The sequence below is a fragment of the Paracoccus lutimaris genome, from assembly GCF_003337565.1.
In the GTDB taxonomy this organism is placed as follows: Bacteria; Pseudomonadota; Alphaproteobacteria; order Rhodobacterales; family Rhodobacteraceae; genus Paracoccus; species Paracoccus lutimaris.
Genome location: NZ_QPJL01000004.1, coordinates 32,446 through 57,914 on the forward strand (window position 1 = coordinate 32,446; position 25,469 = coordinate 57,914).

Annotated in this window: 23 protein-coding genes and 1 tRNA gene; 8 read left to right on the forward strand and 16 right to left on the reverse strand. The window is 64.9% G+C overall.

Annotation, left to right across the window (positions count from 1 at the left end):
• Positions 1 to 119 precede the first annotated feature (119 nt).
• The 7 genes from dld to metH all read right to left on the reverse strand — a co-directional run bounded on the left by dld (position 120) and on the right by metH (position 8,563).
• On the reverse strand, positions 120 to 1,826 hold the full coding sequence (gene dld / locus DFP89_RS05275) for a D-lactate dehydrogenase (RefSeq protein WP_114348359.1): 1,707 nt from the start codon (positions 1,824 to 1,826) through the stop codon (positions 120 to 122).
• A 123-nt stretch (positions 1,827 to 1,949) separates the two neighbouring features.
• A complete protein-coding gene (locus tag DFP89_RS05280) occupies positions 1,950 to 2,321 on the reverse strand; it encodes a potassium channel family protein (protein ID WP_114348361.1) in 372 nt (123 codons plus the stop codon).
• Positions 2,305 to 3,393: an AI-2E family transporter gene (locus DFP89_RS05285; RefSeq protein ID WP_114348362.1), complete on the reverse strand. Its 1,089-nt coding sequence runs from the start codon at positions 3,391 to 3,393 to the stop codon at positions 2,305 to 2,307. Before DFP89_RS05285 ends, DFP89_RS05280 begins: the two co-directional genes overlap by 17 nt.
• On the reverse strand, positions 3,386 to 3,889 hold the full coding sequence (locus DFP89_RS05290; protein ID WP_114348364.1) for a DUF308 domain-containing protein: 504 nt from the start codon (positions 3,887 to 3,889) through the stop codon (positions 3,386 to 3,388). Before DFP89_RS05290 ends, DFP89_RS05285 begins: the two co-directional genes overlap by 8 nt.
• Positions 3,889 to 4,413, reverse strand: a complete 525-nt coding sequence (locus DFP89_RS05295) for an HdeD family acid-resistance protein (RefSeq protein ID WP_114348365.1) — start codon at positions 4,411 to 4,413, stop codon at positions 3,889 to 3,891. The genes DFP89_RS05290 and DFP89_RS05295 overlap by 1 nt, the downstream gene beginning before the upstream one ends.
• Positions 4,414 to 4,637: 224 nt before the next feature.
• Positions 4,638 to 4,724: transfer RNA gene (locus DFP89_RS05300), tRNA-Leu, on the reverse strand.
• Positions 4,725 to 4,810: 86 nt separating this feature from the next.
• Positions 4,811 to 8,563 carry a methionine synthase gene (gene metH, locus DFP89_RS05305; RefSeq protein ID WP_114348367.1) on the reverse strand — a complete coding sequence of 1,251 codons (3,753 nt, stop codon included), beginning with the start codon at positions 8,561 to 8,563 and terminating at the stop codon, positions 4,811 to 4,813.
• Here metH and DFP89_RS20270 point away from each other — a divergent pair.
• The 5 genes from DFP89_RS20270 (at position 8,562) to DFP89_RS05325 (ending at position 12,376) form a co-directional block, all read left to right on the forward strand.
• On the forward strand, positions 8,562 to 8,705 hold the full coding sequence (locus DFP89_RS20270; protein ID WP_181870257.1) for a hypothetical protein: 144 nt from the start codon (positions 8,562 to 8,564) through the stop codon (positions 8,703 to 8,705). The genes metH and DFP89_RS20270 overlap by 2 nt on opposite strands.
• Before the next feature lie 5 nt (positions 8,706 to 8,710).
• Positions 8,711 to 9,367, forward strand: a complete 657-nt coding sequence (gene lipB, locus DFP89_RS05310; protein WP_114348368.1) for a lipoyl(octanoyl) transferase LipB — start codon at positions 8,711 to 8,713, stop codon at positions 9,365 to 9,367.
• Positions 9,368 to 9,514: 147 nt separating this feature from the next.
• On the forward strand, positions 9,515 to 9,940 hold the full coding sequence (locus tag DFP89_RS05315) for a c-type cytochrome (RefSeq protein ID WP_114348370.1): 426 nt from the start codon (positions 9,515 to 9,517) through the stop codon (positions 9,938 to 9,940).
• Between the two features lie 253 nt (positions 9,941 to 10,193).
• Entirely contained in the window at positions 10,194 to 11,867 is a 1,674-nt protein-coding gene (gene ctaD / locus DFP89_RS05320; protein ID WP_114348372.1) for a cytochrome c oxidase subunit I, read from the forward strand.
• A gap of 5 nt (positions 11,868 to 11,872) precedes the next feature.
• Entirely contained in the window at positions 11,873 to 12,376 is a 504-nt protein-coding gene (locus tag DFP89_RS05325) for a DUF2244 domain-containing protein (protein ID WP_114348373.1), read from the forward strand.
• Positions 12,377 to 12,436: 60 nt separating this feature from the next.
• Here the strand turns inward: DFP89_RS05325 and DFP89_RS05330 are convergent, their stop codons facing one another.
• The 3 genes from DFP89_RS05330 to DFP89_RS05340 form a co-directional block, all read right to left on the reverse strand.
• Complete coding sequence (locus tag DFP89_RS05330; RefSeq protein WP_114348374.1) at positions 12,437 to 14,926, reverse strand: GcvT family protein; 2,490 nt, start codon at positions 14,924 to 14,926, stop codon at positions 12,437 to 12,439.
• A gap of 120 nt (positions 14,927 to 15,046) precedes the next feature.
• Positions 15,047 to 16,213 (reverse strand): MFS transporter, encoded by a 1,167-nt coding sequence (locus tag DFP89_RS05335; RefSeq protein WP_245948605.1) that lies wholly within the window; start codon positions 16,211 to 16,213, stop codon positions 15,047 to 15,049.
• Positions 16,214 to 16,230: 17 nt separating this feature from the next.
• Positions 16,231 to 17,250: a 2-hydroxyacid dehydrogenase gene (locus DFP89_RS05340; RefSeq protein ID WP_114348375.1), complete on the reverse strand. Its 1,020-nt coding sequence runs from the start codon at positions 17,248 to 17,250 to the stop codon at positions 16,231 to 16,233.
• Positions 17,251 to 17,342: 92 nt separating this feature from the next.
• Between DFP89_RS05340 and DFP89_RS05345 the strand changes: the two genes are divergently transcribed.
• Entirely contained in the window at positions 17,343 to 17,948 is a 606-nt protein-coding gene (locus DFP89_RS05345) for an SH3 domain-containing protein (protein ID WP_114348376.1), read from the forward strand.
• A 38-nt stretch (positions 17,949 to 17,986) separates the two neighbouring features.
• On the opposite strand, the gene DFP89_RS05350 is transcribed toward DFP89_RS05345, so the two are convergent.
• The 6 genes from DFP89_RS05350 to DFP89_RS05370 form a co-directional block, all read right to left on the reverse strand.
• Positions 17,987 to 18,769, reverse strand: a complete 783-nt coding sequence (locus DFP89_RS05350) for a class I SAM-dependent methyltransferase (protein ID WP_114348377.1) — start codon at positions 18,767 to 18,769, stop codon at positions 17,987 to 17,989.
• A gap of 222 nt (positions 18,770 to 18,991) precedes the next feature.
• Positions 18,992 to 19,441, reverse strand: coding sequence for a hypothetical protein (locus DFP89_RS05355; RefSeq protein WP_114348379.1), 450 nt, complete (start codon positions 19,439 to 19,441; stop codon positions 18,992 to 18,994).
• 16 nt (positions 19,442 to 19,457) lie between these two features.
• On the reverse strand, positions 19,458 to 21,494 hold the full coding sequence (locus DFP89_RS05360; protein ID WP_114348380.1) for a M3 family metallopeptidase: 2,037 nt from the start codon (positions 21,492 to 21,494) through the stop codon (positions 19,458 to 19,460).
• A gap of 30 nt (positions 21,495 to 21,524) precedes the next feature.
• Positions 21,525 to 22,661, reverse strand: coding sequence for a HesA/MoeB/ThiF family protein (locus DFP89_RS05365; RefSeq protein ID WP_114348382.1), 1,137 nt, complete (start codon positions 22,659 to 22,661; stop codon positions 21,525 to 21,527).
• Positions 22,662 to 22,865: 204 nt separating this feature from the next.
• Positions 22,866 to 23,009: a hypothetical protein gene (locus DFP89_RS20275; protein WP_181870258.1), complete on the reverse strand. Its 144-nt coding sequence runs from the start codon at positions 23,007 to 23,009 to the stop codon at positions 22,866 to 22,868.
• The gene (locus DFP89_RS05370; protein ID WP_220269815.1) at positions 23,006 to 24,238 is read right to left on the reverse strand and encodes an MFS transporter; all 1,233 of its coding nucleotides are present in this window, start codon (positions 24,236 to 24,238) and stop codon (positions 23,006 to 23,008) included. Before DFP89_RS05370 ends, DFP89_RS20275 begins: the two co-directional genes overlap by 4 nt.
• A gap of 130 nt (positions 24,239 to 24,368) precedes the next feature.
• On the opposite strand from DFP89_RS05370, the gene DFP89_RS05375 reads away from it, so the two are divergent.
• Both DFP89_RS05375 and DFP89_RS05380 read left to right on the forward strand, forming a co-directional pair.
• Positions 24,369 to 24,830 (forward strand): MaoC family dehydratase, encoded by a 462-nt coding sequence (locus DFP89_RS05375; protein WP_114348384.1) that lies wholly within the window; start codon positions 24,369 to 24,371, stop codon positions 24,828 to 24,830.
• 1 nt (position 24,831) lies between these two features.
• A complete protein-coding gene (locus tag DFP89_RS05380; RefSeq protein WP_114348385.1) occupies positions 24,832 to 25,428 on the forward strand; it encodes a TetR/AcrR family transcriptional regulator in 597 nt (198 codons plus the stop codon).
• The last annotated feature ends 41 nt before the right edge of the window (positions 25,429 to 25,469 follow it).

The window sequence follows — 25,469 nt, forward strand, 5'->3', positions numbered from 1 at the left end:
TCGCCTGCCGCAAGGGCGCCGGGCCGAGAAAAGCGCGCCTCCGCTCATCCTGCCCTCCGCCGGCTTCCAGCCAGGCGACGATTGCAGCCGATCCCGCCCGCACGGACGGCCTTCGCGCGCTAATGCCAGCAGCTCTGCTTTGAAGTCTGGCCGATGCCGGGGTTCAGGCTGTTTGTCGGGTCCAGCCCGCGATAGAAATCGGCAAGCTGGGGCTTGGCCTTGTAAAGATGGCCGACATTGTGTTCGGCCGGGTATTCGGCCCCGCGCTGGTCCAGCAGCGCCCACATTTCATGCTCCAGCGCGATGGGGTCATGGCCCTTTTTCACCACATAATCCTGATGGAAGACGTGGCAGAAGAAATGCCCGTAATACAGCTTGTGCTGGATGCGGGATTCGATCTCCGGCGGCAGGGTTTCAACCCAGTCGCGGTCATTGCGGCGCAGCGCGATGTCCAGCGCCATGATGTCCTCGACCTCGCGGGCATGGATGGCGCGGTAGCGGTTGGCGGCGCCCGCGACAGCAAAGCGGTGCAGAAAGGCGGCCTTGCCCTCCTCCGGGGTGCATTCGAAATAGCCCCCCGTGGCCGAGGGCATGATCTGCGCCAGAAATCCCCGCGCCTCGGCAATGCCCGCGCCGCCCATGCGCAAAAGCAGGTGGTGCTCATAGCGGTCGCGGAACTCGTCCATGCGCTTGGGCAGGTGATGGGGCATCAGCCGCGCCATGCCCTGCGCGATCCGGTCCGAAATCGTCGTGCCCATGCCGAAACGCTCGGTCAGCGCGTCGACGCGGGATTTCGCCGAAAACAGCGCCGGCATCCGGTCGGTTCCCAGCTTCTGGATGAACAGGAACGTGTCCTTGCCGTAGCGCGCGGCAATGTCATAGGCGTCGCGGTGGATATATTCGCCGGCAATCGGCAGGCTTTCGAACTGGCCGAGGATATGGCGGCGGATCGTGGTCAGCTCGGCCGGGTCATTGGTGCCGATGTAGAAGACCGCCGTGTCCGGCTCGGCCTCGAACGTGTCCAGCCGCACGGCAAAGACCGCAAGCTTGCCGGCGCAGCCCGCGACCTCGCGCAGCCGGCGCGGATCGGCGTTGAAGCGCGCCGGGCTTTCGGCGTCGATCTGGCGGACATGGTCGTGATATTCGCGGTCCGAGGCCCAGGCATCGGTCGGCGCGGGCTGGGGCAGATCGCCCCGTTCGACCCGGGTCAGGATCGCCTCGGGGTCATCGCCCAGATCAAGACCCAGATTGTTGACCAGGGCCACGCTGCCATCGCCCCGCACCTCGGCGTAAAGGCTGAGTTCGGTATAGGCGGGGCCCCGCCGGATCAGCGCGCCGCCCGAATTGTTGCACACGCCCCCCAGAACCGAGGCGCCGATGCAGGACGAGCCGATCACCGAATGCGGCTCGCGCCCCAAGGGGCGCAGGGTCTTTTCCAGCGCGTCCAGCGTCGCGCCGGGCAGGCAGACGACCTGTTCGCCCTGCCCCAGCTTGTGGATGCCGCTCAGGCGCATGACGCTGATCAGCACGATTTCGCGGTCATAGTCATCACCCCATGGCGTCGAGCCGCCGGTCAGCCCGGTATTGGCGGCCTGCAGGATCACCGCCCGGCCAGAGGCCACGGCCGCGTTCAGCGCCCGCCACATCTCGACCAGCGAGCCGGGACGGACCACGGCGGCCACCGGGCCGCTGCCAAAGCGGATGCCGCGCGTATAGCGGCGCGTCGCGCGCTCGGCGGTCAGGACATTGCCCGCACCGACAATCTGCGAAAGCGTGGCCAGAAGCTGGGGGCGCGGCGACATTGCGGCTTGGGGCAGGTCGGTCATGGCAGTCCTTTCGCGCAAGAGGGATGGCGGCAACCGGGCGGGCAACGGCGGCAATATCCGGGCATCGCGGCGGAGGCTATGGTGCCAGCCTAGCCTTTGCCCGCAACCCTGCCAAGCCCCCGATCACAGCTCCTTGCGGATGCGGCGCTCGATCTCCTCGGCCTTGGCCAGCGCGTCCAGATGGTCATTGGCATGTGAAATGATGGCATCGGCAATTGCGGTGGCGGTGGCGACGAACAGACCCAGCCCGCACAGCACATAGACGATGGTGATGATCTTGCCCGGATCGGTCTTGGGCACGATGTCGCCATAGCCGATAGTGGCAATGGTGATGACCGAGAAATAGATCGAATCGAGCCAGCGCCAGCCCTCGACATGATGAAAGGCGGTCGAGGCCAGCCCGATCAGCGTCGCCGTCAGCAGCAGCAGCAGCCGCACCCGCGCGCTGGTGAAAGCCGCCCGCAAGCCCAGCCCAAGTTCAATAAATGCGTGCATCGTCTTCCTCATAAACACTGACATTCTCCGCCAGCAACACCGCGAACGGGCGGGTCGAGGCGAAACTGCCCATGACAATGGCGATGATCGAGGTCAAGGGGATAGCAAGGATCGCCCCCGACACCCCCCAGATCGAGGACCAGAGCGCCAGCGCCACCAGGACCACAAAGGGCGACATGTTCACCTTGCGCCCGACCATGCGCGGCTCAAGCGCATTGCCGACCCATATCTGCGTCAGGGCCAGCAGCCCCGCCAGCGCCAGCGTCCGCTCGACCGAGCCGAACTGCGCCATGCTGAGCACGACCGGAAACATCACCCCCAGGATCGAGCCGACATAGGGGATATAGTTCAAAAGCGCGATCAGGATGGCCCAGAACAGCGCGAAATCGACGCCAAAGGCCCAAAGCACCGCATAGGACAACAGCCCCAGGATCGCGTTGATCAGCGTCTTGACCGCCAGATAGTCGCTGATGGCGCGGTTGGTCTGCATGATGATGCGGCTGGCGCGGATGCCGCTTTCCCCCGGCAGGGCGACGGCGACCTTATGGGCGAAGCCGTTGCGCTCGCCCATCAGAAAGACCGCATAGACCACCACCATGAAGATCAGCCCCGCCGCCGCGCTGATCGAGCCCAGAAGCATGCCCGCCACCTGCTGCACGCGCAGCGTGCCGAACGTGTCGGACCAGAGCCGGTGCCAGTCCGGATCCCCCTTGATCCCGGCCAGCGCCGTCAGCTGCGCGACCAGTCCCGAGACGTTCTTCTGATAATCGGGCAGGCGCGGGCGGATCTGCTCGGCGGTGGCGACCATGACCCCGCCCAGCCACATCACCGCCAGCAGGAAGGCAGCCAGCACCAGCGCCCGGCGCAGCCATTCCGGCAGGCGCCGGCAGCCGGGCAGCCGCCCGACCGCGTCACTGGCGGCGATCAGCACATAGACCGAGATCACCGCCACCACGATGGGCAACAGCAGCGCCTTGCCGATGACCAGAAACAGCCCGATCAGCGCCACCAATGCCAGTCCCAGAACCACCGTCAGCAATCCGCGCAGCGGATCGGCCCGGCCTTCAGCCATTGGCACGGCGGTGCATGGCCAGAAGGACCAGCGCCAGACCGCTGGCCAGAAGCTCAATCCCCAGCAGGATGCCGAAATTCAGGTTCAGCCCGAACAGCACCACCAGCCCGATCAGCGCCGAGACCGCGCCCGTGCCCATCACCAGCGGGAAATTCGGCGCGCCCTTCATCGCGCGCCCGGCCCAAAGCTTGGCCGCACCCGAGGCGATCAGCAAAAGCCCGATCAGCATCTGCATCAGCCAGCCGTCCCCAAAGGGGCCGAACAGCAGCGACAGGCCCAGAAACAGGCAGGCCGCCGCGATCAGCCCGGCGCGCAGCCGCGCCGAGGTGGTCTCGGATTTCCAGGCCGCCCAGCCCTGAAAGCCAGCGACGATCAACAGTGCCCAGCCCGCCAGCGTGGTCGTCGCCACACTGGCCGAGGCCGGGTTGATCAGCGCCAGCAGCCCGCCCACAAGCGCAGCAAGGCCGGCGGCCATCATCGGAAGCCATGCGGTCATCACGCCACCTCGGGTTCAGATTTGCGCGCCAGCGACAGCACGATCAGCGACACGCCGTTCGAGATCAGCTCGACCGCCAGATAGACACCCAGCACCAGTGCCGCCGATTGCGGGAAATTCGACATGATCATCGCCCCCAGAAGCAGCGAGACCGCGCCCGACAGGATCAGCACCCAGCGCAGCTGCGCGAAATCGGAACGGAACGCCAGCAGCAGGCGCAGGACGCCCATGACGAGCAGCCCGATGGCCACCACGAAGGTCAGCGACACGATGCCCGCCAGCGGATTGACGATCAGATCAATGCCCAGGATCAGGATGATCAACCCGATCAGCAGCGACAGGATGCGCCCTCCCCAGCCCTGATCCCCAAAGGCTGAAACCATCGTCATGATCCCCACGGCCACGAACATCCAGCCAGCCAGAAGCTCGGCGGTCAGCGTCGCAGCCAATGGATTGGCCAGCGCGAAAAAACCGCCGAAAAGCGAAATCAGGCCCGCAATCATCCACAAAAACCAATATCTCATGCCTTGTCTCCGTTGGCTGTCCAGCCCTGCCCGCTTGAGGATGCAGGCGCGCGGCCTGCATCGTCACTCGGGCGAGCTGCGCGAAAGTTAACACGGAAAGGGCGAATTTGATCGGGAATCTGGGGGGCGCTACGCGCGCCACCGGGGCGACGTGACAAATCCGCACAAGTGCGCACAAGCGTCTGAGCTTGACCAGATTTTCAAGGAGATCTCAAATAGAGATTTGGTGCGGTCGAGAAGACTCGAACTTCCACTCCGGTTAAGGAACAGCGACCTCAACGCTGCGCGTCTACCAATTCCGCCACGACCGCATCCGTAGCAAGGCCGCCTTCTAGAGGGTTCAACGGCAGATGAAAAGGGTGATTTTATCCGCCGTCGCGATTTTCGGAACGTCCTGTCACTCGGCCGCGACGGCTGGTGCGGGCGTGTAGTTCAAGACCGGCGCCAGCCAGCGTTCGGCGTCGTGCAAGGACATGCCCTTGCGTTCGGCATAGTCCAGAACCTGATCGTGCTCGACCTTGGCCACGCCGAAATAATAGGCCTCGGGATGACCGATATAAAGGCCGGAAACCGACGAGCCGGGCCACATTGCCATCGACTCGGTCAGTTCGACCCCGGTCGCAGATGTGGCATCCAGAAGCTTGAAAAGGGTGTCCTTTTCGGTGTGGTCCGGCTGCGCGGGATAGCCGGGCGCGGGGCGGATGCCCTTGTAGGGCTCGGCCACCAGTTCTTCGGCGCTAAAGCTTTCGTCCGAATAGCCCCAATAGGTCTTGCGCGCGCGCTCATGCATCATCTCGGCCAGCGCCTCGGCAAAGCGGTCGGCAAGCGCCTGCACCAGAATGGCCGAGAAATCGTCATGCGCCGCCTTGAAACGCTCGGCGATCGCCTGCTCTTCGCCGCCCGCAGTGACGACAAAGCCGCCGACATAGTCGCGCTTGCCCTCGGGGGCCACGAAATCGGCCATGGCGACATTGGGGCGACCGTCGCGCTTGGCGACCTGCTGGCGCAGCGTGTGCAGCGTGGCAAGTTCCACGCCCCGGCTTTCGTCGGTGTAAAGCCGGATGTCATCGCCCACGCGATTCGCCGGCCAGAAGCCGATGACGGCACGCGGCGTGAACCACTTCTCGTCGATAATGCGCTTCAGCATGGCCTGCGCGTCGGCGAAAAGGTGGCGGGCGACCTCGCCCTGCTTTTCATCCTCAAGAATGCGCGGATAGACGCCCCTCAGCTCCCATGTCTGGAAGAAGGGGGTCCAGTCGATATAGCGCGCGATCTCGGCCAGATCGAAATCGTCGATCACGCGGGGGCCGAGGAATTGCGGCGCTTTCGCCTCGAACCCGGTCCAGTCGATCTGCATGGCATTGTCGCGGGCCGAGGCCAGCGGCAGGCGCTTCTTGTCGTTCTCGGCCAGGGCATATTTGTTCGCCACGTCCAGATATTCGGCGCGGATCGTATCGGTATAGGCCGTCTTCTGGCCCGACAGCAGATTGCCGACCACGCCCACGGCGCGACTGGCATCGGTGACATAGACGGTCTGCCCCTTGGCATAGCGCGGGTTGATCTTGACCGCCGTATGGATGCGGCTTGTCGTGGCGCCGCCGATCAGCAGCGGAATGTCAAAGCCCTCACGCTCCATCTCGGATGCGACATGCACCATCTCGTCCAGCGAGGGCGTGATCAGGCCCGACAGGCCGATGATATCGACATTCTCGGCCTTGGCGACTTCAAGGATCTTGGTCGCCGGGACCATGACGCCCAGATCGATGATCTCATAGTTGTTGCAGGCCAGAACGACGCCGACGATGTTCTTGCCGATATCGTGGACATCGCCCTTGACCGTCGCCATCAGCACCTTGCCGGCACTGGTCGAACCGCCCTGCCCGGCCTTTTCCTCCTCCATGAAAGGCAGAAGATGCGCCACGGCCTGTTTCATCACCCGTGCCGACTTCACTACCTGCGGCAGGAACATCTTGCCCGAGCCGAACAGGTCGCCCACCACGTTCATCCCGTCCATCAGCGGACCTTCGATGACATGCAGCGGGCGTTCGGCGGCAAGCCGCGCCTCTTCGGTGTCTTCGTCGATATATTCGGTGATGCCGTTGACCAGCGCATGTTCCAGCCGCTTGTTCACCGGCCATTCGCGCCAGGTCAGGTCCTTTTCGCGGGCCTTCGCGCCGCCCTCGCCCCGGAAGCGGCTGGCGATTTCCAGCATGTTTTCCGTCGCCGTGCCGCCCTTGGCGGGCTTGCGGTTCAGGACGACATCCTCGCATGCCTCGCGCAGGTCGGGGGCGATCTGGTCATAGACGGCCAGCTGCCCGGCATTGACGATGCCCATGTCCATCCCCGCCTGAATGGCGTGATACAGGAATACGGCATGCATCGCCTCGCGCACCGGCTCATTGCCGCGGAAGCTGAAGGACAGGTTCGAAACCCCGCCCGAGATATGGACATGCGGCAAGGACTGCGTGATGCGCCGGGTCGCGCCAATGAAATCGACGCCGTAATTGTCGTGCTCCTCGATCCCAGTCGCCACGGCGAAGATATTGGGATCAAAGATGATATCCTCGGGCGGGAAGCCGACCCGATTGACCAGAATGTCATAGGCGCGGGCACAGATTTCCACCTTGCGGTTTTCGGTATCGGCCTGTCCGGTTTCGTCAAAGGCCATGACCACGACGGCCGCACCATAGCGGCGGCACAGCGTGGCCTGTTTCAGGAACGCCTCCTCGCCCTCTTTCAGGCTGATCGAGTTCACCACCGGCTTGCCTTGCACGCATTTCAGCCCGGCCTCGATCACCTCCCATTTGGAACTGTCGATCATCACAGGCACACGGGCGATATCGGGTTCGGCCGCGATCAGGTTCAGATAGTCGATCATCGCCTGCTTGGAATCGATCAGGCCCTCATCCATGTTCACGTCGATGATCTGGGCGCCGTTTTCGACCTGATCGCGGGCCACATCCAGTGCCGCCGCATAATCGCCATTGGTGATCAGCTTGCGGAACTTGGCAGAGCCGGTGACGTTCGTGCGCTCTCCGACGTTCACAAAGGGGATGTCGTCAGTCTTGACGAAAGGCTCCAGCCCCGAAAGGCGCAGGCGCGGCTGGACATCCGGAATCACACGGGGCGGAATATCGGCGACGGCACGGGCAATCGCCGCGATATGGTCGGGGGTCGAGCCGCAGCAGCCGCCGACCACATTCACCAACCCCTCACGGGCGAAATCGGCGACCTGACGGGCCATGTCCTCGGGCGTTTCGTCATACTGGCCCATCTCATTGGGCAGGCCGGCATTGGGATAGGCGCAGATCAGCGTATCCGCGACCGAGGAAAGCTCGGCCAGATGCGGGCGCATGGCGGCGGCACCAAGGGCACAGTTCAGCCCGATGGTCACCGGGGCTGCGTGGCGCAGCGAATACCAGAAGGCCGAGGGCGTCTGCCCCGACAGCGTGCGCCCCGAAAGGTCCGTGATCGTGCCCGAAATCATCACCGGCAGGCGCAGATTCTTTTCGGCAAACACCTCTTCGCAGGCAAAAACCGCCGCCTTGGCGTTCAGCGTGTCAAAGATCGTCTCGATCAGGATCAGGTCGGCGCCGCCATCCATCAAGCCGCGGATCTGTTCGGCATAGGCCTGACGCAATTGATCAAAGGTCACAGCGCGATAGCCGGGATTGTTCACGTCCGGGCTGATCGAGGCAGTGCGGTTCGTCGGCCCAAGCGCGCCGGCGACAAAACGCGGGCGGCCGTCCTCGGCCGTGGCGCGATCCAGCGCCTGACGCACCAGTTTCGCGCCATAGAAGTTCAGGTCATAGACCGCCCCCTCCATCCCGTAATCGGCCTGCGCGATGGTGGTCGAGGAAAACGTGTTCGTTTCCACGATATCCGCGCCGGCTTTCGCATAGCGGTAATGGATGTCCTCGATCGCCTTGGGCTGGGTCAGGATCAACAGGTCGTTGTTGCCCTTTTGCGGATGCTCGCCCGGTTTCGGGGGATGGCAGCCGCAGCCGCAACCGCCGCCATGGCCGGTGAAGTCCCCTTCGTCAAAGCCCAGCTGCTGGATCTGCGTGCCCATCGCCCCGTCAAGGATCAGGATGCGTTCGCGCGCGGCGGCACGGATTTGGTCGAAAACGGGCGAAAGGGGCAGAGACATGGCTAACGGTCCGGGCTATGTGGAATTCGTCTTTATAGCGACGCCATATCACATAGTGAACCTCAACATCCGCACAATGATCATGCAGCAGATTCATGTTCTGCTGTGCCTCTTGCGGCGCAGCCGGTTTGACGCCAAATGACGGCCATGACCGAATGGATCACCGCCCCCGGACTGACCGATTACGCCGAAGCCGTCGCCTTCATGGAGGCGCGGGCCGCCGCCATCTTCGCCGGCGAGGCCGATGAGCTGATCTGGCTGGTCGAGCATCCGCCGCTTTACACCGCCGGCACCAGCGCCCAGACGCAGGACCTGCTCGAGGCGCGCTTTCCCGTCCATGCCAGCGGGCGCGGCGGGCAATATACCTATCACGGGCCGGGCCAGCGCGTCATCTATGTCATGCTGGACCTGAACCGGCGCGGCCGCGACGTGCGCGCATTCGTCAAATCGCTTGAGGATTGGGTGATCGACGCGCTGGCCGAATTCACCCTCAAGGGCGAGATTCGCGACGGCCGTGTCGGCGTCTGGATCGCGCGCCCCGACAAGGCCCCCCTGCCAGATGGCTCGATGCGCGAGGACAAGATCGCCGCCATCGGCGTCAAGCTGCGCAAATGGGTCAGCTTTCACGGCATTTCGGTCAATGTCGAACCCGATCTGAGCCATTATGCCGGCATCGTGCCCTGCGGGATTTCTGGCCACGGCGTCACCAGTCTGGTAGATTTGGGACGCCCGGTCGGGCTTGGCGATCTGGACGTGGCGCTGCGCCGCACGTTCCTGCGGCACTTTCCCGATCTGCGGACCTGACTTTAGTCAAGTCGGACCGGGATATTTCGCGATATGGGCAATTGTGCGACCTTTTGCCTGTGTTCGCGGGGTCTGCCCCATGTTAGCCCTCGGAGTGCAAACGGGAGAGGTCCCGTTCGATACGAAGAGAAACCCAGAGGAACAGCGATGAAACCCAGCGTGATCGCCACTTTCGCCGCCCTGACTTTCGCCCTGCCCGCCATGGCGCAGGACGCCGGGGACCCGGTCAAGGGCCAGAAAGAGTTCAACAAATGCAAGGCCTGCCATATGGTCAAGGCGCCTGACGGCACCGATGTCGTCAAGGGCGGCAAGACCGGCCCGAACCTTTACGGCGTCGTCGGCCGCAAGGCCGGCACCGAGGAAGGCTTCAAATATTCCGACGCGCTGATCAAGCTGGGCGAAGCCGGCGAGGTCTGGACCGTCGAGGATCTGGAGCATTACATCACCGACCCGAACAGCTATGTTGAGGAAAAGGTCGGCGACAAGACGCTGAAAACCAAGATGACCTTCAAGCTGGCCAAGAATCAGGCCGACGTGATCGCCTTCCTGGCCGCGAACTCGCCCGCGCCGTAAAAAGCGCGCCGCAGGGCGTCACGGACCGGCTGCCGGAGCCTGTTTCCGGCGGACGGAACCCTCCGGCCCGGACGCGGCCCCGGACGCAGCGTTGCCAAAGCGACACCCCATGCCCCCGATGCGCGCAAAAGCGGTCGGGGGCATATTTTTTCCACCCTGCGGCGCATTGCCCCATGTAGGATTGTGCTCTAGAACCGGAACGGAGTCCGCCGGCTTAAAGAGTCGGCCAGCCGAATGTCTAGGGAGTCCACGCATGGCAGACGCAGCCGTTCACGGCCACGGTGACCATCATGACACCCGCGGGTTCTTTACCCGCTGGTTCATGTCCACCAACCACAAGGATATCGGGATCCTGTATCTGTTCACGGCCGGTCTGGTCGGGCTGATCTCGGTCTGCTTCACCGTCTACATGCGGATGGAGCTGCAGCATCCCGGCGTGCAGTTCATGTGCCTCGAGGGCGCGCGCTTCATCGCCGACGCCTCGGCGGAATGTACCCCGAACGGCCATCTGTGGAACGTGATGATCACCTATCACGGCGTCCTGATGATGTTCTTCGTCGTCATCCCGGCGCTGTTCGGCGGTTTCGGCAACTATTTCATGCCGCTGCATATCGGTGCGCCGGACATGGCCTTCCCGCGGCTGAACAACCTTTCCTACTGGATGTATGTCTGCGGCGTGGCGCTTGGCGTGGCCTCGCTGCTGGCGCCGGGCGGTTCGGATCAGGCGGGCTCGGGCGTGGGCTGGGTGCTTTACCCGCCGCTTTCGACCACCGAGGCCGGCTATTCGATGGATCTGGCGATCTTCGCCGTCCACGTCTCGGGTGCTTCGTCCATTCTGGGCGCGATCAACATCATCACCACCTTCCTGAACATGCGCGCCCCCGGCATGACGCTGTTCAAGGTGCCGCTGTTCGCCTGGTCGGTCTTCATCACCGCATGGCTGATCCTGCTGAGCCTGCCGGTTCTGGCCGGCGCCATCACCATGCTGCTGATGGACCGCAACTTCGGCACGCATTTCTTTGATCCCGCCGGCGGCGGCGACCCGATCCTGTATCAGCACATCCTGTGGTTTTTCGGTCACCCCGAGGTCTATATCATCGTGCTGCCGGGCTTTGGCATCATCAGCCATGTCATCTCGACCTTTGCCCGCAAGCCGGTCTTCGGCTATCTGCCGATGGTTCTGGCCATGGCCGCGATCGGTGTTCTGGGCTTCGTCGTCTGGGCGCACCACATGTACACCGTCGGCATGTCGCTGACCCAGCAAAGCTATTTCATGCTGGCCACCATGACCATTGCCGTGCCCACCGGCATCAAGGTGTTCTCGTGGATCGCCACCATGTGGGGCGGCTCGATCGAGTTCAAGACGCCGATGCTCTGGGCCTTCGGCTTCCTGTTCCTGTTCACCGTCGGCGGCGTGACCGGCGTCGTGGTCAGCCAGGCGCCGCTGGACCGGGTCTATCACGACACCTATTACGTCGTCGCCCACTTCCACTATGTGATGTCGCTGGGCGCGGTCTTCGCGATCTTTGCCGGGGTCTATTACTGGATCGGCAAGATGTCGGGCCGCCAATATCCCGAATGGGCCGGCAAGCTGCATTTCTGGATGATGTTCGTCGGCTCGAACCTGATCTTCTTCCCGCAGCACTTCCTGGGCCGTCAGGGCATGCCGCGCCGCTATATCGACTATCCGGTCGAGTTCTCTTACTGGAACAATATCAGCTCGCTGGGCGCCTATCTGTCCTTCGCCTCGTTCCTGTTCTTCATCGGCATCGTGTTCTACACGCTGTTTGCCGGCAAGCGCGTGGGCGTGCCCAACTACTGGAACGAGCATGCCGATACGCTGGAATGGACCCTGCCCTCGCCCCCGCCGGAGCACACGTTCGAGCAGCTCCCCAAGCGTGAGGACTGGGACCACGCCCGTCACTGATCCCCATGCCCTATGCATGGCATGACGATACGGCCCCGGAGGAATCCGGGGCCGTTTCATATCGGCTTGAGGTCTGGCCCTATCGCTCGCTGCCGCGCCGGGGCTTTGTCTGGGTGATCGGGCTTAGCGCTGTCGGGCTGGGCCTGCCGCTGCTGGCGGTGGTGGGCTCGCCGGTGCTGTGGGGGCTTTTGCCCTTTGCGGCGCTGGCGGTCTGGGGGCTGTGGCATGCGATCAGCCACAGCAACCGGCACGCCGCCTCGACGCATGAGACGCTGGTCCTGACCCCGCAGGGGCTGACCCTGACCCGCCGCGATCCGGGGCGCGCGGACCGCATCTGGCAGACCAACCCCTATTGGGTACGCGCGGGCCTGCGCGCCAATGGCCCGGTCGAGGACTATCTGGTCCTGACGGATGGCCGCCGCGAGATCGAGCTGGGCGCCTTTCTGGCCCCCGAGGAACGGATCACCTTGCGTGACGAGCTGGACCGGCATCTGGCCCGGCTGCGCTGAGAATGACGAAAGGCCCGGCGCAAGGCCGGGCCTTCCTCGCATCGCGGGCCGGGTGGTGGATCAGCCGTCGACGCGGATCCGGGCGTTGGTCGGATCAAAGGGGCTGTCCTCGGCGACTTCGGCATCCCAGAACTCGCGGAACATGCGGACTTTCAGCTTGGTGCCCGGCGTGGCCAGATCGGGACGGACATAGCCCATGCCGATCTGCTTGCCGAAGGCCGCCGACCAGCCGCCCGAGGTCAGACGCCCGACGCGGGTGCCGTCCGCGAACAGCCCCTCACGTCCCCATGGATCGGCATCGGCTGGCCCGTCGATCAGCAAAGTCACGCATTTCGAACGAATGCCCTTGTCCAGCATCGCCTGCTTGCCACGGAAATCCTTGTCCAGATCGACGAAACGGTCCAGCCCGGCCTCAAGCGGGGTCGCGTCCCGACCCAGTTCGGTGCCAAAGGCGCGATAGGATTTTTCCTGACGCAGCCAGTTCTGCGCCCGCGCCCCGACCAGTTTCAGCCCGTGCTTTTCGCCGGCCTTGATCAGCAGGTCCCAAAGATAGCGGCCGAACTCGATCGGGTAATGCAATTCCCAACCCAGTTCGCCGGTATAGGCGACGCGGATGGCGCGGACCGGGCACATGCCCAGCTCGATATTGCGCATCGACAGCCACGGGAAGCGCTTGTTGCCCAGAGCCGTCGCCGGGTCGGCATCGCGCACGATCTCTTGCAGGATGGCGCGGCTGTTCGGGCCGGCCAGCGCATAGACGCCCCATTGCGTGGTGATGTCCTGCACGGTGATCGCACCGAATTCGGCCTGCTTGTCCTCGACCAGTTTGCGCAGGTTGTCGCCGTCGTAATCCGCCCATGCCCCGGCCGAGATCAGGTAATAGTCATCCTCCGCCAGACGGACGATGGTGTATTCGGTGCGCGTCGTGCCGGTTTCGGTCAGCGCATAGGTCAGGTTGATGCGCCCGACCTTGGGCAGCTTGTTGGTCGTGAACCAGTCAAGGAACGCGGTCGCGCCCGGCCCCGACACGCGATGCTTGGCGAATGCACTGGCGTCGATCAGACCGGCGGTATTGCGGATCGCCTCGGCCTCGGATCTGGCATATTGCCACCAGCCGCCGCGACGGAAGCTGCGGGCGGCGTGATCGTCGAAACCCACGGGCGCATAATAGTTCGGACGCTCCCAGCCGTTCACCTGCCCCATCTGCGCGCCCGCCGCGATCTGGCGATCATAGGCGGGGGCGGTACGCAGCGGCCGGCAGGCCTCGCGCTCTTCATCGGGATGGTGCAGCACGAAGACATGCTCATAGCATTCCTCGTTCTTTTTCGCCGCATATTCGGTGGTCATCCAGCCGCCGAAACGGCGGGGATCAAGCGACGCCATGTCGATCTCGGCCTCGCCCGCCGTCATCATCTGGGCAAGGTAATGGCCGACGCCGCCGGCGGCGGTGATGCCAAAGGAAAAGCCCTCGGCCAGCCACATGTTGCGCAGGCCCGGCGCCGGGCCGACCAGCGGGTTGCCGTCGGGCGTGTAGCAGATCGGGCCGTTGAAATCGTCCTTGAGCCCCACGGTTTCCGAGGTCGGAATCCGGTGGATCATCGACATGTATTCTTCCTCGATCCGCTCCAGATCCAGCGGGAACAGGTCGGCGCGGAAGGATTCCGGCACATCGTAAAGGAAGCGCGCCGGGGCATTGCGCTCATAGGGGCCAAGGATCCAGCCGCCGCGTTCCTCGCGAACATACCATTTCGCGTCGGCGTCACGCAGGACCGGGTGTTCGGGGTTGCCGGCCGCGCGCCATGCGACCAGCGCCGGGTCGGGCTCGGTGACGATATACTGATGCTCGACCGGGATCGCGGGGATCTTGATGCCCAGAAGCCGCGCCGTGCGCTGCGCGTGGTTGCCGGTGGCGGTCACGACATGTTCGGCATGGATGTCGAACACCTCGCCCGAGGGAACGAGGTTGCCGCCCTTTTCCACCATGCGTTCACAGGTGACGACCCATTCCGCGCCGGTCCAGCGATAGGCATTGACCTGAATCCGACGCTCGATGGTGGCACCCGCCATGCGCGCGCCCTTGGCCATGGCCTGGGTCACGTCGGCGGGGTTGATATAGCCGTCGGTGGGGTGAAACAGCGCGCCTTTCAGATCCTCGGTGCGGACCAGCGGCCAGCGCTCCTTGATCTGGGCGGGCGTCAGGAATTCATGCTCGATGCCGATGGTTTCGGCGGTGGCGGAATAAAGCTGGTATTCGTCCATCCGCGCATCGGTCTGGGCCATGCGCAGATTGCCGCAGCGGGTGAAACCAGCGTTCAGCCCGGTCTCGGCCTCAAGCCCGGCATAAAGCTTGACCGAATAGTCATGGATATGGCCGGTCGCGTAACCCATGTTGAACAAAGGCAAAAGTCCGGCCGCGTGCCAGGTCGAGCCCGCCGTCAGCTCGTCACGTTCGACCAGCATCGTGTCCCAGCCGGCTTTGGCCAGATGATAGGCGATGCCGCAACCAACGGCGCCGCCGCCCACCACCAGGGCCTTCACATGGGTCTTCATTGGGCCTTCCCTCCTGTCGCACGCGCTTTTCCCTCTCTGTGCCAGAAGCCGCGCCGCGCCGGATCATGCAGACGACATGAAACGGCACGAAAACGACATCGCCGCAGGAATGCGCAAATCTCAGTGATTCTGCTGGTCAAAATCGGCAAAGCGCGCCAGCCGCGAGAACAGCAGCGATGACAGGATCAGCAGCGCCAGCGCCCCGAAGATAATGGAAAACGCCAGATGTTCGGCGGCGAAACCGATCAGGCCGGGTGCCAGCAGGATCCCCGAATAGCCCAGCGTCGTCGCCACCGACATGCCGATCCCCGGCGCGATTCCCGGCAGGTTTCCGGCCGCCGAAAAGGCGATGGGCACCAGGTTCGAGATGCCCAGCCCGGCCAGCCCAAAGCCCAGGATCGCCAGCGCGGGCGTCGGCGCCAGTGCCGCCAGCCCCAGCCCCAGCGCGCCCACCATCGCGCCGATGCGCAGCGTGCGCACCGCGCCCAGCCGCTGGCGGATGCCGTCACCCATGAAGCGCATCACCGCCATGGCGCCGGCGCAGGCGGCAAAGCCAAAGCCCGAAAGCGACAGGCTGGCGCCCAGATCGCGGCGCAGATAGACGGCCGCCCAGTCGATGATCGCGCCCTCGGGGATCATTGAGCACAGCGACATCAGCCCGATCAGATATGGCAGGGGCGAACGCGGCAGGCGCAGCGGCTCTGCCTTGGCCTGACCCTCGGTCGCGCCATCGACCAGAACCCGGGGCAGGACCAGCAGCAGAATCGCGGCAAAGACCAGCGTGACCAGAACGGAGTGACCGATCTCGCCCAGATAATAGAGCGCGACGCCGCCCGCGCCCGCGCCGGCCAGCCCGCCCAGGCTCCAGAAGCCGTGGCAAGAGGACATGATGGCGCGGCGACGGGCGCGCTCGACCGCGACGGCATTGGCGTTCATCGCCACATCCATGCCGCCCATGAAGCCGCCAAACAGATAGATTGCAACGGCGACCGACCACAGCCCCGGCATCAGCGAGATCAGCAGCAGCGTCGGCGTCGCCAGTACGGCGGCCACCTGCACCGCCCGCGCCGAGCCCAGGCGCGTCACCATGGCGCCAAAGATCGGCATCATGCTGACCGCGCCCAGCCCCAGCACCAGAACCAGAAGCCCGGCCACGCTTTCGCTGATTTGCAGGCGCTGCATCAGCACCGGCAGCTTGGGCGCCCAGCTGCCCATCAGGATACCATTGGCGATGAACAGCCCCGAGACCGCCCAACGCGCACCGATGACGCCGCTGTCGCGCGGCACCGGACCCGCCGCCTGCGTCACAGCATGCTCGGCAGGACAAGGTCCGGCGGCGGCAGGCCGTCGGCGAAGGTGCGGATATTGTAGATCACCTTTTCCCCCATCTCGATGCGGCCCTCGATCGTGGCCGAGCCCATATGCGGCAGCAGGACGACATTGGGCAGGGCGCGCAGGCGCGGATTGATGTCATGCCCGTGTTCAAAGACATCAAGGCCGGCGCCCGCGATCTCGCCCGCGCGCAGCATCCGGGTCAGGGCGTTTTCGTCGATGATCTCGCCGCGCGAGGTGTTGATGACCACCGCCGAAGGCTTCAGCAGCTTGAGCCGCCGCGCGTTCAGCAGATGGAAGGTCGCCGGCGTATGCGGCGCATTGACCGAGACGATGTCCACCCGCGCCAGCATCTGGTCGAGGCTTTCCCACCAGGTCGCGTGCAATTCGTTCTCGACCTCGGGGCGCAGGCGGTGGCGGTTGTGGTAATGGACCTTGATGCCGAAGGCGTTGGCGCGCCGCGCCACCGCCTGCCCGATCCGGCCCATGCCCAGAATGCCCAGTTGCTTGCCGCCCAGACGTCCGCCCAGATGCGAGATCGGCGACCAGCCCTTCCAGCCGCCGGCCTGCATTTCGGCCATACCCTCGGGGATGCGGCGGGTGACGGCAAGGATCAGCGCCAGCGTCATGTCGGCCGTGTCCTCGGCCACCACGCCGGGGGTATTGCTGATCAGGATGCCGCGCTGGCGGGCGGCATGCACGTCAAGGTGATCGACACCGGCGCCATAGCTGGCGATCAGCTTCAGCTTGCCGCCAAAGGCCGCGGCCTTGGCCAGCATCTCGGCGTCGATGCGGTCGGTCACCGTCGGCACCAGCACGTCATAGCCGCGCATCGCCTCAAGCAGCGCGTCGCGGTCAAGCTTGTTGTCTTCGGGGTTCAGGGTAACGTCGAAAAGCTCGGCCATCCGGGCCTCGATTTTCGCGGGCAGCTGCCGGGTCACGAAAACTTTAAGGCGCGGACGGGTCTGATCGGTCACGGGACCAGCGTGCATGGTCGCTCCTCTCTTCCAAAGCCGGGTGGCTTTTGGCAAAGTGCCTCCGATAGGGGGCGGGCACAAGACCCCCGCAATTGCAGGACAGGCAGATGAAGACAGGACAGGCTTGGCCGGGTGCCATCGCATTCGCCGTGGCGGCGTCGCTGGCCATGGGCACGGCATCGGCGCAAAGCACCGATCCGGGCGAGAACCTTGACGCCAGTGGCGTTCCCGAGGTCTCGGCCGATGCGCAGATCAGCCGCCATCAGGACGGCCAGCGCGACCCCAATCGCGGGCCGGTCACCAACCTGCCCCTGCCCCGCTATGTCAGCCTGAAAGGCAGCGAGGGCAATGCCCGGCGCGGCCCCAGCCTGTCGCATCGCATCGACTGGGTGTTTCGCCATGCCGGCATGCCCTTGCGCGTCACCGCCGAATTCGGCCATTGGCGCCGGGTCGAGGATCAGGACGGCGCCGGCGGCTGGGTGCATTATTCGCTGCTGTCGGGCGTGCGCACCGCCATCGTGCAAAAGGACATGCTTGAGCTGATGGCCAAGCCCGAGCCGCGCGCGAATGTGGTGGCGCGGGCCGAGGCCGGGGCGATCGTGCGGCTGCATGAATGCAATCCCGACTGGTGCCGCGTTTCGGGCGGTGGCGAAAAGGGCTGGGTGCCCAAGACGACGATCTGGGGCGCGGACCCGGACGAGATCCGCGACTGACCCCCGCCACACGCGCTGCCCTGCCGCCCGCATCGCGATCAGGCGTCAAGCCGCGCCTTGCGGATCACCACATGGCCCAGTGAAACCCGCATCCATTCAAAGCGCGAGGCACGCGGCGTTCCGGTCCCGAGGCTGGGATGGGTCATGTCCGCCGCGCCGCATTCGTCGATCAGCTCCTTGACGAAACCGACCATGCCGCGGTCATGGCCGTGAAACCGCCGCCGGACGAGGTTCCAGCGCATCCAGCCGGTCAGCTTGCGCAGCGGATAGACGGCCCGCACGCCGGCATTGGCATGCATGCGGTCCAGGATCCGCTCGTGCCAGGACAGGTCGGCGATCTCGGGGCTGAAATGCTTGCCATCGGGATATTCCGGCCAGTAGCCCGTCCCCCAGTCCTCGATGAAATAGTATCCGCCGGCCTTCAAGTGATGGTCGAACAGGTGCCAGAACGAGATGCGCGCCAGCTGCCCGACATGCGCGGCATCGTCGATGATCACGTCGAAGCCCTCGGGGGCGCGTTCGGCCGCGACGCGGTCCAGAAGCGCGCGGTCCTGCTGTTCGCCGACATAGCATTCGACCCGGCCGCTGTCGAAGCTGACCGGACAGGGATTGATGTCCAGCCCGGTGATCCGGGCATGAGGCAGCCACTTTTCCCAGTATTTCAGCGAATCACCGTTTGCCACGCCCAGCTCGAGAAAGTTCAGCGGACGGTCGCGCATCGGACCAAGATAGCGCTCGTAATTCGCGAAGTAATGCGCGAGTCCCATCTTGTCGATCGGGATATCCGCGATGGTCTTGATTGAACCGCTGTCAAACTCCATCGGTGCCCCCTTCGGTCACTGACGTAATCGCTAAAATATGCGGAGTTCATGAACAAGTTCAGGTTAATTCAGGTCAGAGTCCTCAATCAAGCCTTGTGCGACATACCGGACCTGACGGTTTAGTCTGGTTTGGATAGCATCCTTGGCCATCTGGTAGATCATACCACAAAAACAACAGGACCGCCCGAGGGCGGTCCTGAAAAATCGTCTGGCGCGGCCCTGTCACATGGTCTGGCCAACCAGCGAGTCGGTGCTGGCCGGGGCCTTCATGCACAGGAAATAGGTCAGCGTCAGCGAATCCTCGGTCACCCGCAGCGTGCCATCGGAGCGGGTCTGCAGGTCGATGACGCGGTTGCCGGCAGAGCCGGAATCGCCTTCGCAGGACAGGGTCACGCGGGTCTGGCTGGGCTGGCGCTCGGACCTGACCACGGTGCAGTTTTCCCGCGGAAACAGGAACTTGCGCCCGTCGACCACCAGCGATTTGTCGCTGGCCGCCTGCCCGCATTCCGAACGCAGCAGGTTATAGACGCCATTCAGCGCGTTGTCCTGCGCCATCGGCCCGGGGGTATTCTGGGGCACGAGCGGCGCGGTCAGCGTCTCGACCGCGCTACAGGCGGCAATGGCAAGGACGGTCGTGGCGGCAAGGGCAAGAACAGGTCTGGTTGCGGTCATTTCGATCTCCCTCTGGTCATGAAGCCTCGGCCAACAGGCCGCGTCCTTTCAACAACGCGTGAACACCGGGCTTTCGTTCCCTGAATTTCAGCCAAAGTTCATCCGCAGGCAGAGAATCGCCTTTCGACAGGATCCATTCCTCAAGCCGGGCGGCGGTTTCGGGGTCAAAGGCATCGCCCTTTTCCATGAAAGCCTCGAAGGCGTCGGCATCCATGACCTCGGACCACATGTAGCTGTAATAGCCCGAGGAATAGCCGTCGCCCGAAAACACATGCGCGAAATGCGGCGTGGCATGGCGCATGGGAACGGCCGCCGGCGCACCCAGTTCCGCCAGCACCTCGGCCTGCCGCGCCATCGGGTCGGCGGGCGGCTCGCCGCGGTGAAAGGCCAGATCGACCAGCGCGCTTTCCAGATATTCGGTGGTGGCAAAGCCCTGCCCGGCATTGCTGGCCGCCAGAATCCGGTCGCGCAGCGCGGCGGGCATGGCCGCGCCGGTTTCCGCATGGCGGGCATGGCGGTCCAGCACCTCGGGCTGGTCCAGCCAATGCTCGAAAAGCTGGCTGGGCAGCTCGACGAAATCGCGCGCCACCGAGGTCCCCGAGATCGAGGGCCAGGTCACATCCGACAGGATATTGTGCAGCGCATGGCCGAACTCGTGAAAGAGCGTGCGCGCATCGTCCCATGACAGAAAGCTGGGCGCGCCCTTTTCCTCGGGCGGGGTGAAGTTGCAGACATTGATGACGATGGGGCGTTGGCCCGCGCCGATCCTGTGCTGGGATTGCAGGGTCGAACACCACGCCCCCGACCGCTTGCTGGGCCGGGCATAGTAATCGCCCAGAAACACGGCAAGGCGCTGACCGTCGCGGGTCACCTCCCATGCGCGGGTCTCGGGCGACCAGAGCGCGGCGTCGAATTCACGCATCTCCAGCCCGAAAAGCCGGTTGGCGGTGTCGAAAACCGCACCGATCATCGCCTCGAGGGTCAGGTAGGGCTTGACTTCCGCCTCATCCAGATCGTGTTCGGCCTTGCGCTGGCGTTCGGCGTAATAGCGCCAGTCCCAGGGCTCCAGCGCGCCGTTCACGCCGTCCTCGTGCAGCATTTCGGTCAGCCGCGCGGCATCCTGATCGGCGCGGGCTTTCGCATAGGTCCAGACCTCAGAGAGCAGCGCCTCGACATTTTCGGCATTGCCGGCCACTTCCGGCTCCAGCTTGTAGCTAGCGAAGTCCGCATAGCCCAGAAGCTGCGCGCGTTCATGACGCAGGCGCAAAATCTCGGCGGCGATGGGGCGGTTGTCGGTTTTCGCGCCCCCCGCACCCGAGCCATCCCCCCGCGCCGTCCAGGCCCGCCACGCGGTTTCGCGCAAGGCCCGGTCCTCGGCATATTCCAGGAACGGCACGATCAACGAGCGGTTCAGCGTCACGATCTGCCCCGAAAGCCCGCGCTCGCGCGCCGCCGCCCGCATGGAGCGGATCAGCCAGTCGGGCAATCCCGCCAGCTGGTCATCGGCAATGGCCATGGTAAAGTCGCGCTCATCCGTCAGCACGTTCTGCGCGAAATCGGTCGACAGCACCGCAAGGCGTTCGCGGATCGCGGCCATGCGGTCGCGAGCCTCGCCGGTCAGACCGGCGCCGGCGCGGCGCAGCCCGCGCAGGGTCAGCTCGGTCAGGCGCCGATCCTGGGGGGCGAGTTCGTCCATGTCCTGCATGATCGCCTCGACCCGATCAAACAGCCGCGGGTCCATGCTGACCTTGCTGCCATGGGCAGCCAGGCGCGGGGCGATCTGGCGCTGCAACTCTTCGCGCGCGGGGGTCGAATCGACGCCGGTCAGGGTGAAGAAGATCGCGCATAGCCGGTTCAGCGGGTCCTCGGCGGTTTCCAGCGCGGCGACGGTATTTTCAAAGCTGGGCGGTTCGGGGTTGGCGGCGATGGCCTCGACCGCGTCCTCGGCCTGCTTCAGGCAGGTGTCAAAGGCCGGGGCGAAATCGGTGTCACGGATCAGGTCAAATCGCGGCAGTCCCAGCGGACCGGTCCATTGGATGAGTTCGGGGTTCATGCGGCATCCTTTCGGTTGTCCGCGAGTCTTTCACCCCTGCGCGAAATGTCCAGAGCCGCAGACCGGGCAATCGCCCCGTCGCGCAATTTTCATCAGCCGGTTTTCGCCGTAAAGCCCGTCAAAGATCAGCATCCGCCCGCGCAGGGGCTCGCCTGCCCCGGCGATGATCTTGATCGCCTCAAGCGCCATCATGGACCCGATGACGCCGGGCAGCGGGCCGACGACTCCCGCCTCGACGCAGGCGGGGGCAAGGCCCGGCGCCGGGGCCTGCGGGAAAATGCAGCTCATGCAGGGGGCGCCGCGCTTGGGGTCCCAGACGGTCACCTGCCCCTCCCATTGCGCGATGGCGCCGGCGACCAGCGGCACGCCCGCCGCCACGCAGGCCGCGTTGATCGCCTGCCGGGCGGTAAAACTGTCGGTGCCGTCGATGACCAGATCCTGTTCGGCGATCAGCGCCGCGTCCTCGGCGGTGATGCGGCGCGCGAGCGCGGTCACCTCGATATGCGGGTTCAGCGCCAGCATGGCGGCGCGCGCCGCCTGCGCCTTGGGCTGGCCGTCATCCTTGCTGCGAAAGATCACCTGCCGTTGCAGGTTTGACAAGCTGACCCGGTCGTCATCGGCAACCGTGATCCGCCCCACCCCGGCGGCGGCGAGATACTGGCAGACCGGCGCGCCAAGCCCGCCCGCGCCGACGACCAGCACGCGGGCGCGGCGCAGGGCCGCCTGCCCCGGCCCGCCAAGTTCGCGCAAGACGATGTGGCGGGCATAGCGGTCCAGTTCGGCCGGCTGCATCACTTGCGCCGATGCGGGCTGGGGCGCGGGCTTCGCGGCCGCGCTCAGCGGCACAAGTCCCGGGGCACGATCGGGCAAGGGCATGGCATGGGCGTGCAGGGCGGCCACAAGCGCCTCGGCCCCGAACAGCAGGGCGATCACCAGCAGGACCGAGACCAGCCCCTGCGGTGACCAGCCGATCAGGCGCGCGAAGGCACTGTCCGGCGCAAGCGCCACGCCGCCCAGCACCGCCAGCCAGACCAGAACCGCCGCCAGCACCAAGCGCCAGCCGGAAACGCCCAGCCAGATCAGCCAGCCCAGAAAAATCAGATAAAGCAGCAGCCACCACAATTGCGTGACCACGATCATGATGGTCAGGAAAATGAGAACGGGCATCAGCCCCGCCCGGTCGAGCAGCCGCAGGCGCCGCGCGCGCCCCTGGCATCGGTCATGGTATCGGTCATTGCGGTGCCGGGCGCTCTGCTGCGGCGCGCGGCCGATCCGCGATCAGACATACCGGGCATAGTGGCTGACATCCGAACGCCCCCTTTTGAACCGCGCAAACCTAGCAGCATCTTTTCCGGTTAGGAAGGCGGCCGGCTAGCACAGCAACCCGGCCGCGAGCAGCGCGACCGGAATGCCATAAGCCGCCCACAAGGCCAGCCCCGCCAGCGCCAGCGCCAACGCGGCCGCCGCAAGCGCGAACCGATGCCGGCGGGTCAGGGGCGGAAGGGCGCCACTCATTCCGCGGCCTGCAGCCGGGGCAGCGGCGCATCCTTGATCGGCCAATGCAGCAGAGCGGCAAGGACGGCAATGACGATCGAGACCTGCCAGGCGAAATCATATGAGCCGGTGACGCTATAGGCATATCCCGCGCCCCAGGCTCCGAAGAACGAGCCGAGCTGATGCGACAGGAAGACGATGCCGAACAGCGTCGAGACGTAGCGGACACCAAAGATCTGGCCGACAAGGCCGCTGGTCAGCGGAACCGTCCCAAGCCAGAGAAAGCCCAGGGCGCAGGCAAAAAGCGTGGCCGATAGCGCGGTGATCGGAAAGGCAAGAAACAGCGCCATCACCACCCCCCGTGCAAGATAGATGCCGGAAAGGACATGCTTCTTGCGCCAGCGATCCGCCGACATGCCAAAGACATAGGACCCGAGGATGTTGAACAGCCCGACCAGCGCCAGCGCCCTTGCGCCGATCGCCGGGTCCAGCCCCTTGTCGGCCAGAAACGCCGGCAGATGGGTGCCGATGAAGGCGACGTGGAAGCCGCAGACGAAGAAGCCGGCATTCAGCAGCCAGAAACCGGAATGACCGGCGGCCTCGCGCAGCGCCTCACCAAAGCTTTGCGCGCCCGCATGGCCTGTCACCGGCTGCGCCGGCCGTCCGGCCACGCCAATGGCAAGCAGGACCATCACGCCGGCCAGTCCGGCATAGATCAGAAAGGTCTCGCGCCAGCCAAAGGCACCGATCAGCCCCTGCGCGACCGGCACCAGCAGAAACTGGCCGACCGAGCCGCCCGCCGTCACGATTCCGGCCGCCAGCCCGCGTTTCTGGGGCGGGACCGCGCGGATGGCGGCCCCGATCGCGACAACGAAGGTCACGCCCGTCATCGCAAAGCCGACAAGAAGGCCCAGCGTCAGATTGAGCCCGACCGCGCCCGAGATCATCGATGCAAGCGCCAGGCCAAGCGCATAAAGCGCGCCGCCAGCCGCCGCCACGCGCCCCGCCCCGTGCTTGTCGGCCATGGCGCCGACAAAGGGCTGCGCCAGCCCGAGGATCAGGTTCTGAACCGCGACGGCAAGGCCGAAGGCCTCCCGGCCAAGGCCGATATCCTGCTCGATCGGGCGCAGGAACAGGCCAAAGGACTGTCGGATGCCCATAGCGATGGTGACAAGCATTGCCGCACAGATCAGGACGATCCAGGGATTCCTGGGCGCCGCGACGATCCGGGGATCATGGGACTGGGTCATGGGCATACTTCCGTTGGGGAAATCCACCCGAACCAGAATCGGGCTTGAGGAATATAGATAACAATCATAATCTATTTTGGCGAGACCCAATCCGCCAGCAGCAAAAACATCGCACAGGAAGGAAAAGCCGATGAAAGACAACGATCTGCCGAACCGGCTCTATCTGGATGACCTGCGGGTCGGCCAGGAATTCACCAGCGGCGAGCATCACCTCGACGCAGAGCAGATCATCGCCTTCGCGACCGAGTTCGATCCGCAGCCCTTCCATCTTGACCCCGAGGCCGCGCGCGACAGCTTCTTTCAGGGGCTTGCCGCCAGCGGCTGGCACACCATGGCGATCACCATGAAACTGCTGGTCAAAAGCATGCCCTTTGCGCAGGGGATCATTGGCGCAGGAGGCGAAATCTCGTGGCCGCGCCCGACGCGACCGGGCGACATCCTGCGCGCGAAAAGCCGCATCATCGCCATCCGGCCATCGCGGTCAAAGCCCGACCGGGCTATGGTGCAGACCCACAGCCTGACGCTGAATCAGGCGGACGAGATCCTGCAGGATTTCACCGCGAACCTGCTGGTGTTCAGAAAGGAGACCTAGCTTGGGACGATCCTCGGCCGAGCAAGCCCAGCAGAACCGCGCGAGAATCGTCGAGATCGCCAGCGGAATGTTTCGCGCGCGGGGCATCGAAGCGGTTTCGGTCGCCGATATCATGGCGGCCGCCGGCATGACGGTCGGCGGGTTCTACAAGCATTTCGCCTCGAAAGAGGCGCTGGTCGACGAGGCGACCGCGCTTGCCTTCGACGAGGCGCTGGCGCTGTGGGGCAGGATCCTCGGCAAGGACGACGCGACCGCGGAGGCGTTGCGGGCGCGGCTGGTCGAACAATACCTGCGGCCCAATCCGCAGCGGCATTGCCCGATCATCGCCTTCGCCCCCCATGTCGCCCGAAAGGACGGCGACGCCGCCGCGCGCCTTGCCTATGACAAGGGCACCGGGGCGCTTCTCGGGGCGTTTTTTGGTGCGGACCCGCAGGCCATGGCAGAGAACAGGATCGCGGAAGCCGACCCGGAGGTGCTGGTTCTGTTCGCCGCCATGGTCGGGGCGCGCGTTCTGGGCGAGGCTGCCGGCGATGCCGATTGGGTGCGTGCCGTCAAGAAAGCCGTGGTCGATGCCGTGGCGCAGCAAGGATCCGGCTGATCCGTGTGGACAGGGCGCGGGCCCGCCGCCAGCCGTTGGCC